This window comes from Campylobacter insulaenigrae NCTC 12927, assembly GCF_000816185.1.
GTDB classification, from domain to species: Bacteria; Campylobacterota; Campylobacteria; order Campylobacterales; family Campylobacteraceae; genus Campylobacter_D; species Campylobacter_D insulaenigrae.
The window spans coordinates 257401-274178 of sequence record NZ_CP007770.1 but is presented as its reverse complement, the minus strand read 5'-3'; the positions used below and the strand labels follow the sequence as shown (position 1 = coordinate 274178).

13 protein-coding genes and 2 pseudogenes are annotated in these 16778 nt (G+C 26.4%); all 15 read right to left on the bottom strand.

Annotated elements, in window-relative coordinates:
* Position 1 precedes the first annotated feature (1 nt).
* Positions 2–1834, bottom strand: coding sequence for a hypothetical protein (locus tag CINS_RS07925; RefSeq protein WP_052251937.1), 1833 nt, complete (start codon positions 1832–1834; stop codon positions 2–4).
* 28 nt (positions 1835–1862) lie between these two features.
* Positions 1863–2993, bottom strand: a complete 1131-nt coding sequence (locus tag CINS_RS01500) for a class I SAM-dependent methyltransferase (RefSeq protein ID WP_039649244.1) — start codon at positions 2991–2993, stop codon at positions 1863–1865.
* 14 nt (positions 2994–3007) lie between these two features.
* Positions 3008–4483 (bottom strand): sugar phosphate nucleotidyltransferase, encoded by a 1476-nt coding sequence (locus CINS_RS01495; RefSeq protein WP_039649242.1) that lies wholly within the window; start codon positions 4481–4483, stop codon positions 3008–3010.
* Positions 4480–5214 (bottom strand): class II aldolase/adducin family protein, encoded by a 735-nt coding sequence (locus CINS_RS01490; protein WP_039649241.1) that lies wholly within the window; start codon positions 5212–5214, stop codon positions 4480–4482. Before CINS_RS01490 ends, CINS_RS01495 begins: the two co-directional genes overlap by 4 nt.
* Positions 5214–6503: an HAD-IA family hydrolase gene (locus CINS_RS01485; RefSeq protein WP_039649239.1), complete on the bottom strand. Its 1290-nt coding sequence runs from the start codon at positions 6501–6503 to the stop codon at positions 5214–5216. Before CINS_RS01485 ends, CINS_RS01490 begins: the two co-directional genes overlap by 1 nt.
* Positions 6496–7095: a phospholipase/phosphodiesterase gene (locus CINS_RS01480; RefSeq protein ID WP_039649236.1), complete on the bottom strand. Its 600-nt coding sequence runs from the start codon at positions 7093–7095 to the stop codon at positions 6496–6498. The genes CINS_RS01485 and CINS_RS01480 overlap by 8 nt, the downstream gene beginning before the upstream one ends.
* Positions 7079–7750, bottom strand: a complete 672-nt coding sequence (gene hddC / locus CINS_RS01475) for a D-glycero-D-manno-heptose 1-phosphate guanosyltransferase (protein WP_039649233.1) — start codon at positions 7748–7750, stop codon at positions 7079–7081. The genes CINS_RS01480 and hddC overlap by 17 nt, the downstream gene beginning before the upstream one ends.
* Complete coding sequence (gene gmhA2, locus CINS_RS01470) at positions 7751–8344, bottom strand: D-sedoheptulose 7-phosphate isomerase (RefSeq protein ID WP_039649232.1); 594 nt, start codon at positions 8342–8344, stop codon at positions 7751–7753.
* A complete protein-coding gene (gene hddA, locus CINS_RS01465) occupies positions 8332–9351 on the bottom strand; it encodes a D-glycero-D-manno-heptose 7-phosphate kinase (protein ID WP_039649228.1) in 1020 nt (339 codons plus the stop codon). Before hddA ends, gmhA2 begins: the two co-directional genes overlap by 13 nt.
* Positions 9352–9363: 12 nt before the next feature.
* Positions 9364–10302, bottom strand: a complete 939-nt coding sequence (locus CINS_RS01460) for an NAD-dependent epimerase/dehydratase family protein (RefSeq protein ID WP_039649226.1) — start codon at positions 10300–10302, stop codon at positions 9364–9366.
* An 18-nt stretch (positions 10303–10320) separates the two neighbouring features.
* Positions 10321–11354 (bottom strand): annotated as a pseudogene (locus CINS_RS01455) (GDP-mannose 4,6-dehydratase).
* 16 nt (positions 11355–11370) lie between these two features.
* On the bottom strand, positions 11371–12408 hold the full coding sequence (locus tag CINS_RS01450) for a GDP-L-fucose synthase family protein (RefSeq protein WP_039649223.1): 1038 nt from the start codon (positions 12406–12408) through the stop codon (positions 11371–11373).
* Between the two features lie 2 nt (positions 12409–12410).
* Entirely contained in the window at positions 12411–12953 is a 543-nt protein-coding gene (locus CINS_RS01445; RefSeq protein ID WP_039649221.1) for a dTDP-4-dehydrorhamnose 3,5-epimerase family protein, read from the bottom strand.
* Positions 12944–16045, bottom strand: a complete 3102-nt coding sequence (locus CINS_RS08010; protein WP_414973619.1) for a discoidin domain-containing protein — start codon at positions 16043–16045, stop codon at positions 12944–12946. Before CINS_RS08010 ends, CINS_RS01445 begins: the two co-directional genes overlap by 10 nt.
* A 252-nt stretch (positions 16046–16297) precedes the next feature.
* Positions 16298–16657, bottom strand: a pseudogene (locus tag CINS_RS08055) (glycosyltransferase family 2 protein); the annotation flags it as partial.
* Between the last annotated feature and the right edge of the window lie 121 nt (positions 16658–16778).

Here is a 16778-nt window from a genome sequence, read left to right as displayed (position 1 = left end):
GTTATTTTATTTTTCTAAATTCTTTTTTTAAGTTCCTAATTTCAAACCACAATTTGATATATCCGCCTTTGTACCAAGTTTTATTAGCTTGTATAAGAGCTTGTCCTAGTTTATAAGTAAAACATTCTTTTTCTTTTAAAGCTTCTTGATAATCAGGATATTGTTCTAAAAAAGGTAATTTTAAAGAAAGATCTTTTTTAATTTTTTCTTGATAGATTTTTTGTTCTTGTTTGTGTTTATCTTTTATATAAGATAATACAAAAGGCATTCTTATATAACCTAAGAAAGATTTAGAATTTACTATCATAGCTTGACCTAATTTATAAGCAAGTTGATTTTGAATGCGAGATTTTGCTGTATTTATTGTATCACACATTTTATTTCTAAAATACTCTTTAGAATGAAATTCAATTTTACTTTCTATTTTTTTTAGTTGTTTATATAATACTACACTTTCCATAGAAAATACTATATTATGCTCTTGTTGTAATTTATATTGCTCAACAAGCAAACTGACAGAAGGAACAGCAAGAGCATCAATACGTGTATGTTTAATTTTATTAATTAAAATAATAACTTTATTAAAAACATGTTGCCAAGATATATGATAATCATCATAATAAGAATGATTAATGCTTTTCTCGCTTACAACGCAATTCAAATCTACAGTTTCTACTAAAGTATCTACATAATGTGCATATTGATCATAATACTCACGATATAGATTTAAACCAAACAAAACAGATGGTTTTCTACATATCATAGTTGGTATAATACTCGAAGAGCCATATTCCACAATTGCCACATCAACTTCGGAACAAAAATTAATAGCATCTCTAACGGTAATATTATTTACAGATATTAATTTTACACCATGAACATTAAAATATATTTCATTAAAATAAGTCTGTGCTATATCAATATATTTTTCTAAAAAGTAATTATTTTTATTATTTTCATTAATTTTAATTCCATCTATATAAACTTTAATATTTTTAAATTTCTTTTTTAATTCATTTATTATATTAACACAAGCATCAATTTGCTCAATCCAAATTTTCCCTTCATTTTTTCTATTAACTAAAGCAAACCATATAATTAAATCATAATTATCTTTATTTTCATTTTTTAATCTTGATGTTGATTCTACATACATAACATTAGTATAATATGAAAATATACTTTTTATGCGTTGAGACTTTAGGCTAAATATCATATGTTTGACAAAATTTGGCATAAAGAAAACCATATCATCATTATCCGTTTGAGAAAAACATTTGGGAATAAAAAAACATGACGATGTTTTTAAAGGTTTTACTACACTAAACATGTACAGACATATCAAATGTTCATAAAAAAAATGCCATAAAGAATAGGTATTAGGTAAAACAAAACCAAAATCTATATCTCTATATAATAATTTATCTGATGTAAGATTTAAAAAAATATCATAGTTAATATCCCTCCATTCATAAGAAATCTCATATATAATATTATCCACTATAATTTTATTAAAAATATCACCAGCTTGAAACATTACCCAAGGATACATATTTGTTTGATCTATAAAAAAAATATAATTTCCCTCTCCATTAGTTATAGAAAACACTGCCTTGGTTAAAATATTGTTATAGATTGGGTGGTTCACTTCAAAATAATTCTTAGCTTGCTGCTTATTCCAAAAATTACATATAATTTGTAATATTGCATCTGTATGGAACTGTTTGACAATATTTGATATTTCACAATCATATTTATCAACCTCATAAGACTTTCGAGCAAAATTACTTTCTCCACCTTTAAGTCTATCTAGAAATTCTTCTATTTTTTTCATAACGCCACTCTCTTTATTTTCAAAAAAATTAAATTTTAATTATTTCACAATTACATATTTTTAAGATATCAATTTCAATTTCATCATTATAAATACCACAATTTAAAATCACTAAAACATTATTATCATTTTTTATTATTTGAGGATCTTTTACAAATAATTCAGTACCATACAATCTCTTATTCCATTTATTTTTATTATTATCTAGTATATTTTTTATATTTTTTATATATAAACCATTGTATATTAAATATTGACTAAAGGTATGTGCACCAAATAGATACATAGTTTTATTAGCATTTTGTTGAAATATTACATTTAATTCAGATATTTTATTTTGATAATATTGCTTCATACTTAAAAACATCCGTTTATTTTCTTTATATTCATTATATAAATATACTCCATTGGAGCTTATATTCTGATCTTTCTCTACACAATAAAATATACTATGTTTTAAAAAATATTTTTTGTATTTTATCTTAAATTTATTTTTGAGTAATAAGAATTCAACAATTTTTTCTGTCATTAATATGCTATGTTCAAAACTAATGCAATTAATCCACTTATTTTTTAAATATTCTTTCAAATTAGGGATGGAAAATATCATATACCCCCCCCCATTTAGTAATGTACAAATCTCACTTAAAAAATTATGAGGATCATAAATATGTTCAAGAGTATGAGAATGAATGATCGTATCATACACTCCATGTTTTAAATCAGTAGCATTAAAAAAAGACTCTATATATTGTACTTTTGGGTTTTTATGCGTTGGATTAGGTTCCATTATAGTCCAATTAATATCAGAATTTTCCAGACAATGCTTGGCAAGTTTTCCATGACCTCCGCCAATTTCTAAAACATTCTTAGGCTCAAAATTCAAAATAAATTTTGAAAATTCTTCATGATGTTGATTCCATATCAATCCTGTAGCCCCTGAATCATGTCCACTGGCATACAAGATTTCTAGAGGAATCAATTTCTTTAATTGCACCACACCATCTTGCGATATCACAACCTCTTCTTCGGCAATTAAGTCCAATTCTCTATCATCTAGTACACATCCACAAAACACTGGAAACTTAACTTTAGATAAAATCTCCAATTTTTCACTACATCCTACAGCACACTTTTTACGAACTATATAATCTAACATACTGTCCACTCCTTTTAAATATCAAACCAATATTTATTTTCTAAATATTCATCTGGTGTTCCATAAGAAAAATAATTATCAACAACAACATAACAAATATTATAAGAGTTAATTAATAATTCAAAAACATTATCTATAAAAAATTCTCCATTAGTACAAATATTATCTTTAAATATTTTTTCTATCGCCTCCATCAATATTAAATTTTGCTTAAAGTAAAAACTACCTATCATAACTAAGTTACTATCATCTAGTCTATATTTTACCGATATTTTTTCTACTACACCATGTTCTCCAATTATCCAAGTAAAATAATCAGGATTATCATAATTATATTTAGAAGCTTGGGTAACAAAAATAATAATTTCAGATTTCTCTTGTAACATTTTAAAATTATTATCTATGTGCTTAGCTATTAAATCACATGGAAGAATAAGTACATCACCTTTTAAATCACCACACGATTCTTTATAAGAATATGCTGCACCAATCTTATTTGGCTTAACATACACAACTTCTTCATTAACACTATTCCAATACTTTTTATGATCTTCAGCTCCGATACATCTAATTTTACCCTTAATATTTTTTAAGGTTTTAATAATTTTTTCTACCAAAAACGAATTGCCTAGTGGTAAAAATGGTTTTGGCTGATCAAAATTGAGATTAATAAATCTTTCACCCCTTCCAGCTGCCAAAATCACAACATTATCTATTTTTATATACTCATTATCAAAATCTTGATTATTTAATTTAGATTTTGCATATTCAAAATCTTTTGGAGTACCAAATTGATAAAATTTTTCTACAAATGGATAGCACAAAACATTTTTTAAATAATTATTAGTTATAGAAACATAATATTCTCCAGAAATCATATCTTTAGCTTCTATTTGTTTACAAATTGCATCTACAGCTAATTTTAAAGTTCTAAAATAATATATCCCTGAAGAATAGTATTCTTCAAATTTATTTTGAGAATCATATTTTTCAATGACTTTATATACCTCATAACTATTCTTATATACCTTGCATGCCGCATACACATTCTCCAAAGGAAGCAAATGCGGATGATAGCCAGTATAGCAAGGAATTATCCCTTGAGCTTCTTGATTTTCTTGAATAAATTTTAAAAAATCTTTATAATTCCACTTCTGTCCAAAATCGCAATAACTAATAATCACTTCTTCATTTAATATATTTTGCAATTGTGACATTACTCCATATAAACTCCCAGCAGGTCCTAATTTTTCTCCTTTGTATATAATAACTTTTGCATCAATATTTCTTGATTGTATAAAATACTCAAATTTATTTTTTTCACTTTCTTGCACAATAAAATAAAAGACATCTTTTTGAGTATCAAAGCATTCAAGTACATAATCTAAAATAACTTTATTTTTTTTAACCTGAACAAAAGGTTTTAGATCTTTATAACCCGCCTCTTTAAATCTCCTTCCTATGCCAGTAGCCGGTATAATAACATTCATTCTATGTTCTCGCTTTCCATTATTTTTTTTCTATATTTTTCATCTGGTAAATTAACCAATTTATTGATTTCACTTCGTTTTAAAGAAGTTAAATTAAGATTTTTATCTTTTGCTATATTCTCAATAGCATTCCTAAATAGCCACAATTCAAAATTACCAATATCAATAGCATCATCTGGTGTATAAATAAAATTATTTTGATCAAAAAAATCGTTTTTCAACTTAGCATATAACATATGCATATCTTGAATTTTTTCTGCATAAATTATAACACCATGATTTTTCAACATCACTATACCTTTTTCTTTATATACATAGTTTTTATGCAATATGGCATATAACTCATCACCTGGTAAAGCAAAATCAACCACTTCATAATCATAAAAATTATAGTTATTAGCACATAAATAAGGTAAAATATATACTGGATGATAATGAGCAACATATTTATTTTTAAAAACCATATGCATTTTTACTTCCATAGATGGTTTAATAATATTTGTCGAAAAAATTCCATTGTAACAAGAAAAAGAATTAATATTATTCTTTAAAATAGAAATTTTATGGTTTCTTTTTAAATCTTCACCAGATGACTTAATGATTAAATACTCACCATCTTTAACAGAAATATTCCCACCTTTAGATGGAGCATCTAAAATATTTCCAAATATTTTGTTTAGCTCTTGATACTCTTCAACATATTTTTTTAATCTTGCTATGTCATTTATCATTAATTTAACACCCAACGATTTTGCAAAATTATAGTAAAAATATCTTGTATTGTTTTGATTAAATCTTTATATTCACCATTATACTCTCTTTGTAAATAATTATTTAATAATATATCCTTCAATTCTATTATAAATTTTCCATTCCTCACTACAACTAAAAAATTCGCATTATCTTTTTGCTTTTCGAGATAATCTTTATAGTCTTTTTCTCGTTTTTTTATAGTATCGATTATTTTAGATTTTTCATGATTTCTTTCTAAACTATCTCGATTGATTTTTTGACTATCTGCCTCATCTGAATCAATATAAATTTTTATTTTAACAAAATCACCAATCACCTCTTTATATAAAGTATGTAATCCTTCTATAATTACAATGTCTAGATCTTTAACTTTAACTTTATCTGATTTAATTATAACACCATTTGTATGATCATATAAAGGAATATGTAAGATATTTCCAATGTCCTGATAAATATGCTTTATATCCATAGCTAATTGAATAAGATTATTTGCCTTTGGATTATAATGAGTAATCCTCTCCCATATTTTAGAATTTCTTTCATATTTATGATAACCATCTGTGCTAATTATAAAACTTGTATAAATTTCATCGATAGCTTTGCTTAAAGTAGTCTTACCACTACCACTTTTACCCGAAATAGAAATTAATAATTTAGAGCAATTATAAGGATAATAATTTATCCTATACCCCCCCCCTAAAAAATTATCAACAGCTGAATCGCCAATCATTATAATCTCTTCATCATCAATCGGCTCTTTGTACAACTCTAAGGCTCGATTAATAAGAGCTTTATTTGGTTTTTCGAGCTCAAACTCTTCAGAACAAACTAAGTAATCAATCATACCTGTAAGATTTGCACGATTTAATTTATTCATCTGTTCTATAAAATAAAAATTAGTAATAGCTATAACTTTTTTATTTAATTTTTTCACATAAGATAAAAAATTAAACATTGTTTTATCCACTTTAATATTTTCTATAAAAGTAAAAGTATATAATTCAAACATTTCTTTTGCTTTTGCAAAATGAATATTTTTATTTTCACAGATAATTTTAAAATATAATTCTTTTTTATGGTGATTAGCTGCTAAATTTCTCTTATCAAGACTTTTTTTTGCATGGTTGTAATCTTCTATAGAAAAATTAAATTGCAACATTACATTTTCTAAAGCTTTTTTATGGGCAAAAGTATAATTAAATAAAGTGTTATCGATATCAACCATAATAAGTTTATATTTTTTTGCAACGTCATTAAGATTAAACATAGCAACTCCACAAATCTGGATTTTTAGTACACACTGCAAATCCTTTAGGTAAAATTTCTTGAATAGATTTTACAAATTTTACATATGATAAATCGTACAATTCAGGAGAAACCAATATAGGAATAACTTTCTTAATATTAGGTATAATACCACTGAGGATAAATTCTTTATAATGTTCTATTTTAAAATTATCAAATTGCGAATAATCTATCCACACATATTTAGGTTTACTAATTTGTATCAGTTTTTCACTATAGGGTTCAACATCTGAAATTCTAATGATAAATTTACTTTGATATCCATTTTTTGATAATCTTAAAATATCTGGAATTTGAGAATCTAAAAAGTAATAATCATATTTATCACCGAGTAGCTTTATAACTTTTTCCTCCAAATTAGACTCTTTTATGTTGCATATGATAGGTATATTTTTTACAAACCGTATCTTATCCTTAAAAAGAGGATAACATTGATTTTCAATTAGCACATCATGATTTAATACCAAATCGCCATTAAATCTCAAATCAATTTCTACACCATAATTTTTCTCAATATACTGCTCCAAGCTATTTTGTCTATGTAAAAAAATCATTTACACCTCTATTATAATCTTGTGGTATTCCAATATCTATAAAATAATCATCAAATACTACAGAATTTATGTTTAATTTCTTATAATTTTCTTGCAAAAATTCTTCAAAAGAAAATTTATTATCTAAATTAAAATTATTAAAAATATCCTTGCTTATAAGATAAATTCCGCCATTGATTAAGCCTTGTTTGACATAAGTTTTTTCTTTGAAAGATTTTATAATATTGTTTTTGTCAATTTCTATAGCACCATATCTATCAAAATCTCTCATTTGTTTTAATGCTATACAAATTTTACTACCATTTAAAAATAATTTATTTAAATCTATATCAAAAAAAGTATCACCATTTAAAACAAAAGTCTCATTTTTAACAAATTTCAAAGCATCTTTTATAGCCCCTCCAGTGCCTAAAAGCTCTTTTTCTATGTTATAGATTATATTAATATTTTCAAATTTATCTTTAAAGTATTCTTGTATCAACTCGTACTTATAAGAAACACTTAAAATAACTTCTTTAATACCTTGCTTTTGCAAGTATTGCAACAAATATTCTAAAAATGGTTTACCATTAATGGGTGCCATGGGCTTAGGTAAGTCTTTTATCACACTTTGAAGTCTAGTCCCAAGGCCTCCTGCTAAAACAATAGCTTGCAATCAAAAACCTTTACCAAACAACTCTTCTTCTACTATAGCGCAAATGATATGTCCTATTAAAATATGTGCTTCTTGAATTCTTGGTGTGCAAGATGAAGGAACTTTAATACAATAATCACAAAGCTCATTCATAGCACCGCCACTAGCTCCAGTTAATCCCACGCTTATAATATTTTTTTCTTTGCAAAGCTCTAAAGCTTTTATTATATTTTTACTATTACCGCTTGTAGAAATTCCTATAAATACATCTCCACTTACACCCTGAGCTTGTACTTGTCTAGAAAATAAATTCTCATAGCCATAATCATTTCCTATAGCAGTCATTATGCTAGTATCTGTGCTAAGAGCTATACTAGCAAGTCCAGGTCTATCAAAATAAAATCTACTTACAAATTCGCCCGCAATATGCTGTGCATCAGCTGCACTACCACCATTTCCAGCTAATAAAGTTTTATTTCCTTTTTTGTATGCATCTAATATTTTTAAAGATGTTTGTTTTATTAAATTTAATAAATTTTCATCATTTAAAATTTCATTCTTTACCTTGATAGAATCAGCAAAATGTGATTTTATATACGCATTTAAATTTTCCATGATCTTGCTCCTTCTTTTGTAAAATAAAATTCTTGGATATAACCTTGCTCTTGATTTAAGATTTGCTTTAATTTATATTTTTTAATAGGATCAACTAAAAAAAACATAAACCCGCCAGCGCCAGCTCCACTAGTCTTACCACTATAAGCACCATTTTGCATAGCTAAAGAATGAATTCTCTCAAGCTCATCATTACTAACTATGTCTGAAATTATCTTTTTTGATTGCCAAGATTTGCCTAAAATTTGTGCAATCTTATCAAAATCAGCTTTAAATAGAGCTTCTTTCATGTCTAGTGCATCTTGTTTTATAGCATGCATAGCATTAAGTGATTTTTCATCTCCTAATTTTCCTTTTTTATGCTCTTCTATATCTTTTGCTTCACGAGTAATATTTGTAAAATAAAGTAAAATTCTAGCTTCTAATTCACTCATTATCCAATTTTTAATACGCAAAGGATTAACTATCACTCTTTTTTGATCATAAAATTCCATAAAATTAAATCCACCAAAAGTAGCAGCGTATTGATCTTGTGCTCCGCCTACTATACCCATATCTTCTCGCTCTATCTCATAAGATAATAACGCTATTTCGTAATCACCTAAAGGTAAATTTAGCCACTCTACAAATGCTTTTATAATACCCACCACCAAAGTAGAACTACCTCCTAGTCCACTTCCACTTGGTACATCTGAATAAGTATGTAAAGAAAAACTCAAAGGCTTTTTTATATAATCTTTTATCAAACGATTATAAATTGCTTTATAAAGATCTAATTTTCCATCATTTTCTAAAAATTTTTTACTATCATATTCCACATACATTTTGGTATCTGATGAATCAAAAATAATCTTTTCATCATCTCTTTCAATGAGAGTGCAGTGTATATAAAGTGAAATTGTGGCATTTAATACATAGCCTGTGTATTTATCGCTATATAAATTTATATCAGTTCCTCCACCTGCTAAACCTAAGCGTAGTGGAGTTTGAGAACGAATTATCTTCATAAATCTCGCTTTTTAAATATTGGCAAAAGAATTTACCTTCATCATAGGAAATGCTCTTAAAAGCTCTTGGATACCATCATCTAAACTATAATCAGGTTTCCAACCTGTAGCTTCTAATTTATCATTTGATACTAAATAATCCCTTTTATCAGGATCTTCACCTATGCTAGCTGAATGAATATAAAAATCAGGTACATATTTTTTTATAGTTTCTGCTAGCTGCCGTTTTGTTAAATTTGCTGAACTAAGCCCCATATTGTAAGCTTGTCCTTTCATTCTATCATAATTTTCTATACCATGAATAAAACCTTTGACAACATCTCTAACGTGTATATAATTTCTTCTAAAATGCTCCTCAAAAAGAACTATAAATTTATCCTTATATGCTCTATAAGTAAAATCATTTACTAATAAATCAAGTCTCATTCTAGGAGAGATGCCAAAAACTGTAGCTAATCTAAAAGTAACACAATTTCCTTTGTTTAATAAATATTTTTCAACTTCAACTTTATCAATACCATATTCTGAAATAGGTTTTAATGGGGATTCTTCAGTACACATAGCATCTTTTTCTCCTATACCATAACCACTATTTGTGTTTGGATATATAAAAATTTGAGATGAAGTTGCATAATCAGAAATCATTTTTACAGCTTCATAATTAATCATATGAGCTAATTTTGGATTTCTTTTACAAAGAGGAGCTCCAACTAAAGCAGCAAGAGGTATAATAATATCAGCTTTTGTAACTTCTTTTTTTATAAGTTCCTCATTTAAAACATCACCATTAATAAAAGCAAATTTTTTATTATTAGCATGAGATAAAATCGAAACTTGATTAAACATTAAATTATCTATCACACAAACCTCATAACCTTTTTCCAATAATACCGGTGTTAAAACCGAACCTATATAACCTGCACCACCTGTAATTAAAACTTTTTTTGACATAATATTCCTTTCAATCATCTATCGATTGAGAGGAATTCTGCCTTTTTTAATTTCATTTCTCCAATGCTCCAATAAATCTTTAAGCATTTTACTAACAGGAATCTCTGGTTTCCAATCGATAAATTTTTTTATTTTAGTATTATCAAACATTTGATAATCTGCATCTATAGGACGCAATCGATCTTCATCTTCTACAACTTCAATCCCCCCCCCATAGTGCTAAAATTCAATAATATATCCACAACTTCGGGTAATTTAAATGCTTCTTCACCTGCTATATTAAAAGCTTCACCACAAGGAACATTTCCTTTTTCACTTTCTAAAGAAAGTAAATAATAAGCTCTTATAGCATCACGACAATCTTGAAAAGTTCTCACACTTGATAAATTTCCCACTTTAATAACAGGCTCTTGATATCCTGCTTCAATCAAAGCTATTTGCTTAGCCACAGTGCTTTCAAAAAAAACATCACTTCTTCTTGGTCCACTATGCGTTCCCATTCTAGTAACATATGTTTTTATACCATAAGCTTCACCATAAAAACGCCCTAAATAATCTGTCCCTATTTTACTTATACTATATGGACTAGCACCATGAAAAGTAGTTTCTTCGTTCAATTTAATACCTGCTTTTGCTCTACCATAAACTTCACTTGATGAACAAATATGAACAACTGGGTCATATCCATCTTTAGCTTTTAGTATTTTTATATTTTCTAAAATATTTGCTGTACCTATGATATTAGTTTGCAAAGTTTCTATAGGTATATCAAAAGAAGTTTTTGGATAAGACTGTGCAGCCAAATGAAAAATCACATCAGGACGCTTAGTTTCAAAAAGCTTTTGAAGACTAGAATAATCATTTAAATCAGCATAAAAAATGCTGATTCTATCTTTTTTATTTATCCTATCGCTTAAATGATAGATATTATCCATAGGTTCTTGCCAACGCATCATACCTATAACATCATAGTCAGTATTTTCTAGTAAAAAATCAGCCATTTGTGAGCCAACTTGCCCCGTAAAACCTGTAATTAACGCTGTTTTTTTCATATATTTATCCTTTGATTTACTCTAAATACCACTTATACATATTCTTTATACCATCTTCAAGTTCTATTTTATGCTTCCAACCTAAAGAATGAATTTTAGAACAATCCAACAACCTATTCATAGGACTATCTGGCTTACTTGTATCAAATCTTATTTCTCCTTTAAATCCAACTATATCCTTAATAAGATAAGCTAAATCTTTTATAGATAAATCTTGACCGGTTCCAACATTAATGTGAGTATTTTTAATTTGTTTTACATCTTTATCATATAAATGTGAAAAATCAATATTATTCATTATAAAAATACAAGCATCAGCTAAATCTTGGCTATGTATAAATTCTCTTCTAGTATTCCCACTTCCCCAAATTTCTATATGATTTTCATATATCCCATTTTTATTTAAATGTTCTACACTAGATTCTATAGTGTCCATATTTAAATCTTTTAAAATATTATCATATTGTTTTTCATTTAATAACTTCGCAAGATGAAATTTCCTGAGCATAGCAGGCAATACTTTGGCTGTTTTAAAATCAAAATCTTTAGTTTCTCCATATAAATTAGTTAATGCAACTGATAAAAAATTAGTATTATATTGTAAATTATATGCTTCACACATCTTAATGCCTGTTATTTTAGGTAAAGCATAGGACTCGGCATTGTATTCTAATTCATCTGTTAATAAATACTCTTCTTTTATAGGATTTTCAGCTGATTGTGGATACATCCAAGAACTACCAAAAAATATAAGTTTTTTTACATCATATAAATAAGCATTATGAAAAATATTATTTTGCATTGTGAGATTTTCATAAAAAAGTTCAGCTGGCATCTGCATCCCTAAGTGCCCCAATTTAGCAGCTGCAAAAAAAATGTATTCTGGCTTTTCTTTTTCAAAAAATTCTTTAACAGCTATATTATTGGTCAAATCTAATTCATCATGTGTTTTAAATACTAAATTGGTATAACCTAGAGCTTGTAAACGCTTTAGTATAGCACTACCTGCAGTTCCTCTATGTCCTGCTATATAAATTTTTGAATTTTTATCCATAATCATCCTTTATTTGATGCTAAAATATCTCTTTCTGAAAGAATAGGATTTCTAGTTGGCCAATCAATCCCCATTCTTTCATCGTTCCAAGCATAAGTAAATTGATCATCAGCATCAACATACTCTCCTAAATACGCACATTTATAATAATACACAGCACCATTACTACTTACATAATGAGCATTTCCAAAACCTGCTGGGACTAATATAATTTGCTGATTTTGCTCATTGATAACAAATTTTTCCCATTTAAGATAAGTAGAGCTTTCCTTTCTACAATCGACAACTACCTGATGAACTTCCCCATGAACGCAAGTGGCAAGTTTATAAGTCTTGTTATCTCCATGAATTCCTCTGATAACATTATGTTTAGAATAAATAAATTTATCATGTATAAATTTAAGGTTATCTGGCAAAAGTTTATCTATACTTTCACTTGTAAAAGCTGTCCAAATTTCACCTCTTAAATCTTTAAATTTGTTAGGAGTAATGATATATACCCCTTTTAAAATTTTTGATTCTTGTATATCAAATTCTATTGCCATTTTTTCTTTCCTTGTTTAAAATTTCTATACTCTTTATAAAGTCTATAAGGTAATAATAAATAAGCCCCTTTGTACCAAGACTTATGTGTATTAAACAACAATATACCAAATCTATAAGATAAATGATTCATAACCTCTTTAGCTTCATCACAAACGCAAAGATTTTCTAACTGCAACCTATTTTCAATACCACCTATTAATTTATTTTGTTTTTTTTCATTACTTAACATTTTAAATATCATCAATATATTCATAGATATTAATGAATTACCTAATTTATAATAAAGACTTGATTTAATATATTTTACTACATTATATTCTTTATGAATAGAGAAAGAATTAGATATGGAGAGAATCTCATCCCTATGTATACTTTTTTCTATAAGTGATTTTAAGTAATAATACCTGTTTAAATCTCCTAAAAATTCACATATATTCATAGCCAAGAATACTATATACGGATAATGAATGTTATCAAATTCTATATAATCCTTATAACATTCATCAAAACCACCCAAAGAATAAGGTAGTAATGTTTCATAAAATCTATGATAACGTTGCGATAAAATACTTTTTAACTCCAAATTAATATCTTCGTATTTTTTTTGTGTAAACAAACATTTTAGAATGTATATTCTATATCCATCGTTATCATCATCAATCTTCAAAGCCTCATAAAGATATTGCATACTCTCTTCAATAGATTGACCTAATTCTTGAGATAATTGAAAAAGCCTAAAATAAGACATGGAAACTTGCAAAGGATGTAGATTTAATATATACATATTTTGAGCAATTAATTTTAATTGCTCTTGTTGATTAAAAACATTATGAAAAGACAATAATATATTTTTTCCTGAAATCATCATAGCAATCTTAGAAAACACAGATTCTTTAGCTGAATAAATTTTTTGTGCTTTAGACATAAAATTAATTTCAAAAAAAGCCCGTTGCATTTCATTGTATTCTACTTTTATCAATGAACTAATATCGATAATGCTTAAATGTTTATATTCTCGTAAAGATTGCAAATACATTACTAATTCTTTATTAGCATTCAAATCCTGTCCAAAAACTATAATATTTTTGTTGTTCTTCAATTCCATAATAGCAATTTCTAAAGCGATCTCATATGGAAAAAACCTCTCCACAACTGGAGTAAAATTAGGAGATTTTCTTATTTTAGAATAAATAATATCTCCTCCTCTGATATGCAAAGCTATAAAATTGTTTTGTAAATTCGAGAATTTATCTTCTACATCACATATAATATTCTTATATTCATCAGAGAAACTTATATTTTTATATAAATCACTAATCTCACCTAGACACTCTTCTTCATTACAATCTTTAAGCCATTTACTTGGTAATATATCAGTAGAATACCACCCCCAATCTTCTTCAAAATTACTTATATCAGACAAAAAATCAAGATTTCTTTCCTTTTTTCTAATAATATTTCCATGATTAGAGGCTAATGCATCTTTATCCAATAAAAATTTTGAGATGAATACTTCGTCAAATACTTTATCTACTTCATCCATAGCATTTCCAAGATAACAAATATCACTATCGTTTTTAGATTCTGTAATACCCATGAATGCTAAATCTATAGAATTAGGCCAAGTAAATCCGAAATTAAAATCGAGTTTTTTTGCCAAATACATACCAACTAACATACTTGCAAGTCTCATACCAAAGCCATCTGGTTTTGCTGAAACAATATACCCTTTTTTATTTCTTTTGAAAATTTCAACTTTAGACAAACTAAGTGTCTCCTCTCTTAATGATAACTTTACATATCTTACAGAAATTTTATTCGATAAGACAATATCACATTCAAAATCATTATATTTCCACTTACAAAATTCCTGAGGGATAAAAGTCCAATGTATATTATCAATCGAAGTATAAATTTCAACATTGCATAATTTAGATCTTGAAAAAATATTTTTAGTATTAAATAATCTTATACACTCTATATACACTGCTTTTTCTAGATCAATCAACCACCAATTATGCTTATTTGCACTAGTGCAAAAAGCATAATTATTTATGTTTAAATCATAATTTAAAGCTCTAGAGGCATCATTAAATTTAGAATATACACTTAGAGAACTTTGTATTGCTTGTTTGTTTTTAGCTATATTTATCAAGGCATTATCTGGAAATATGAATGTATCATTTTTTATTTCTAAATTCTTCTTATTTTCTCTACTTAATTTAAATTTCTTGTATGTTTTATAAAATAAAAAAGGAATCAAAAATGGTTTACCATAATACCACTTTTTAAATGAATCGATAATTATTTTTCCTAATTTATAGGAAAGATATCCTTGTATAACATATACATTTTTATAATCAGGATATTCGTGAAGTTTTGGTAAATCTTTATCTCTCTTAGTAAATTTAAATTCAATAGCTGCATAAATTAATTTAAAAGGTATTTTATAAAAATTATTAATTTTACTATTGGTAATTAGAATTTTACCCAATATATAAGCTAAGTGATTATTTATCCTATATTTAACCAATCCATATTTGCAAAAAAAATCAAATTCTGGATAACGACTGTGATTTTCTTCATATACTGGCTTATACATTTTTAACAAACTAGTTATTCCTCTAGGATCTTTTTTAAAATCTTTAAAATCAAAATGCCAAAAATATAAAAATGAAAAAAAAGCTTCTTCTAAGATGAGACCTTTTTGTTCATTTAAAATATCACTAATAAATTTTCTAATATGGTATGCATTCAAAAAAATACTACTTTTTGCATGATACTCTTTTGCAAGTTTCAAATTATTATCAAATGCGATATATAAATTATGAATATAAGGAGGTATATTATCCTTTGTCACGAGTTTATCGTATGTAGCAGTAGATGCTGATCTGATACGGTAATTATACAAATTTTTAGGAAAAACATATATTAGATCAGCTTGTGAGAATGTAAATATACCAGAATGTACATCTTCATGTATCAAACCATCTAAAAATTTAAATTCTATCTTTAATAGGTAATCAAAAGAAAACATGCCCCCACACACACACCAGAAAGGCAAATCTGCTTGAATTTTTAAGCATCTCATAAGCCATTGCATGGAAGTAATTTTTTCAGGTTTATAGTATTCATATATTTTCATTTGCGATTTAGTTAAATTTGTTTTATTGGAATAGTATTTTTTTTCTATATTATCATAAAACATTTTATAATCAAACCAAACAATCTCAACTCCTTCCATTCTAGGAACACATTCTTCTATACAGTTTAATTCCCAATAATCATCAGGATCTAAAAAGATAATATAATCAATTAAAGGATGAGAGAAATTTTCTAAGTTATTATTAAAAGCTTTAGAGCTTTTATAAGCTTTGTATATATTGTAATGATTATTTTCTACATTAAATTCTATTAAATCATTTTCTGTGTTTGTACTTTGTAGTTTATATTCTCCACTAAAATATTCTATACCTACATTTCTAGCAGTGCTTTGTCCACCATTTTCTTTATCAAATAAAATAAATCTTTCATCTTTTAAAGTATATTCTTTAGCTATATTAAGTGAATTTTCATCTGTACTTCCATCATTAACTAATACTATTTCTAAATTTTTATAAGTTTGATTGATTACACTATCTAAACATTCTCTTAGATATTTTTCTACATTATATATGGGAATTACTACGCCGACTTTTTTCATTGAAATAAACACCATTTTTCATATTTTTATTAGTAGGAAAATTATATATAATTAAAACTTAAAAAAAGAATTTAGAAAAATAAAATAACTTTTTATCATAAATAATAAATTCAGACTAATT

What these genes read in the sequence shown, in the direction of transcription:
- CINS_RS08010 (WP_414973619.1), bottom strand. Translation starts at nt 16,045, where the DNA reads ATGAGATGCTTAAAAATTCAAGCAGATTTGCCTTTCTGGTGTGTGTGT.
- CINS_RS01460 (WP_039649226.1), bottom strand. Translation starts at nt 10,302, where the DNA reads ATGTCAAAAAAAGTTTTAATTACAGGTGGTGCAGGTTATATAGGTTCG.
- CINS_RS01445 (WP_039649221.1), bottom strand. Translation starts at nt 12,953, where the DNA reads ATGGCAATAGAATTTGATATACAAGAATCAAAAATTTTAAAAGGGGTA.
- CINS_RS07925 (WP_052251937.1), bottom strand. Translation starts at nt 1,834, where the DNA reads ATGAAAAAAATAGAAGAATTTCTAGATAGACTTAAAGGTGGAGAAAGT.
- hddA (WP_039649228.1), bottom strand. Translation starts at nt 9,351, where the DNA reads ATGAAGATAATTCGTTCTCAAACTCCACTACGCTTAGGTTTAGCAGGT.
- CINS_RS01450 (WP_039649223.1), bottom strand. Translation starts at nt 12,408, where the DNA reads ATGGATAAAAATTCAAAAATTTATATAGCAGGACATAGAGGAACTGCA.
- CINS_RS01500 (WP_039649244.1), bottom strand. Translation starts at nt 2,993, where the DNA reads ATGTTAGATTATATAGTTCGTAAAAAGTGTGCTGTAGGATGTAGTGAA.
- CINS_RS01480 (WP_039649236.1), bottom strand. Translation starts at nt 7,095, where the DNA reads ATGATTTTTTTACATAGACAAAATAGCTTGGAGCAGTATATTGAGAAA.
- CINS_RS01495 (WP_039649242.1), bottom strand. Translation starts at nt 4,483, where the DNA reads ATGAATGTTATTATACCGGCTACTGGCATAGGAAGGAGATTTAAAGAG.
- CINS_RS01490 (WP_039649241.1), bottom strand. Translation starts at nt 5,214, where the DNA reads ATGATAAATGACATAGCAAGATTAAAAAAATATGTTGAAGAGTATCAA.
- CINS_RS01485 (WP_039649239.1), bottom strand. Translation starts at nt 6,503, where the DNA reads ATGTTTAATCTTAATGACGTTGCAAAAAAATATAAACTTATTATGGTT.
- gmhA2 (WP_039649232.1), bottom strand. Translation starts at nt 8,344, where the DNA reads ATGGAAAATTTAAATGCGTATATAAAATCACATTTTGCTGATTCTATC.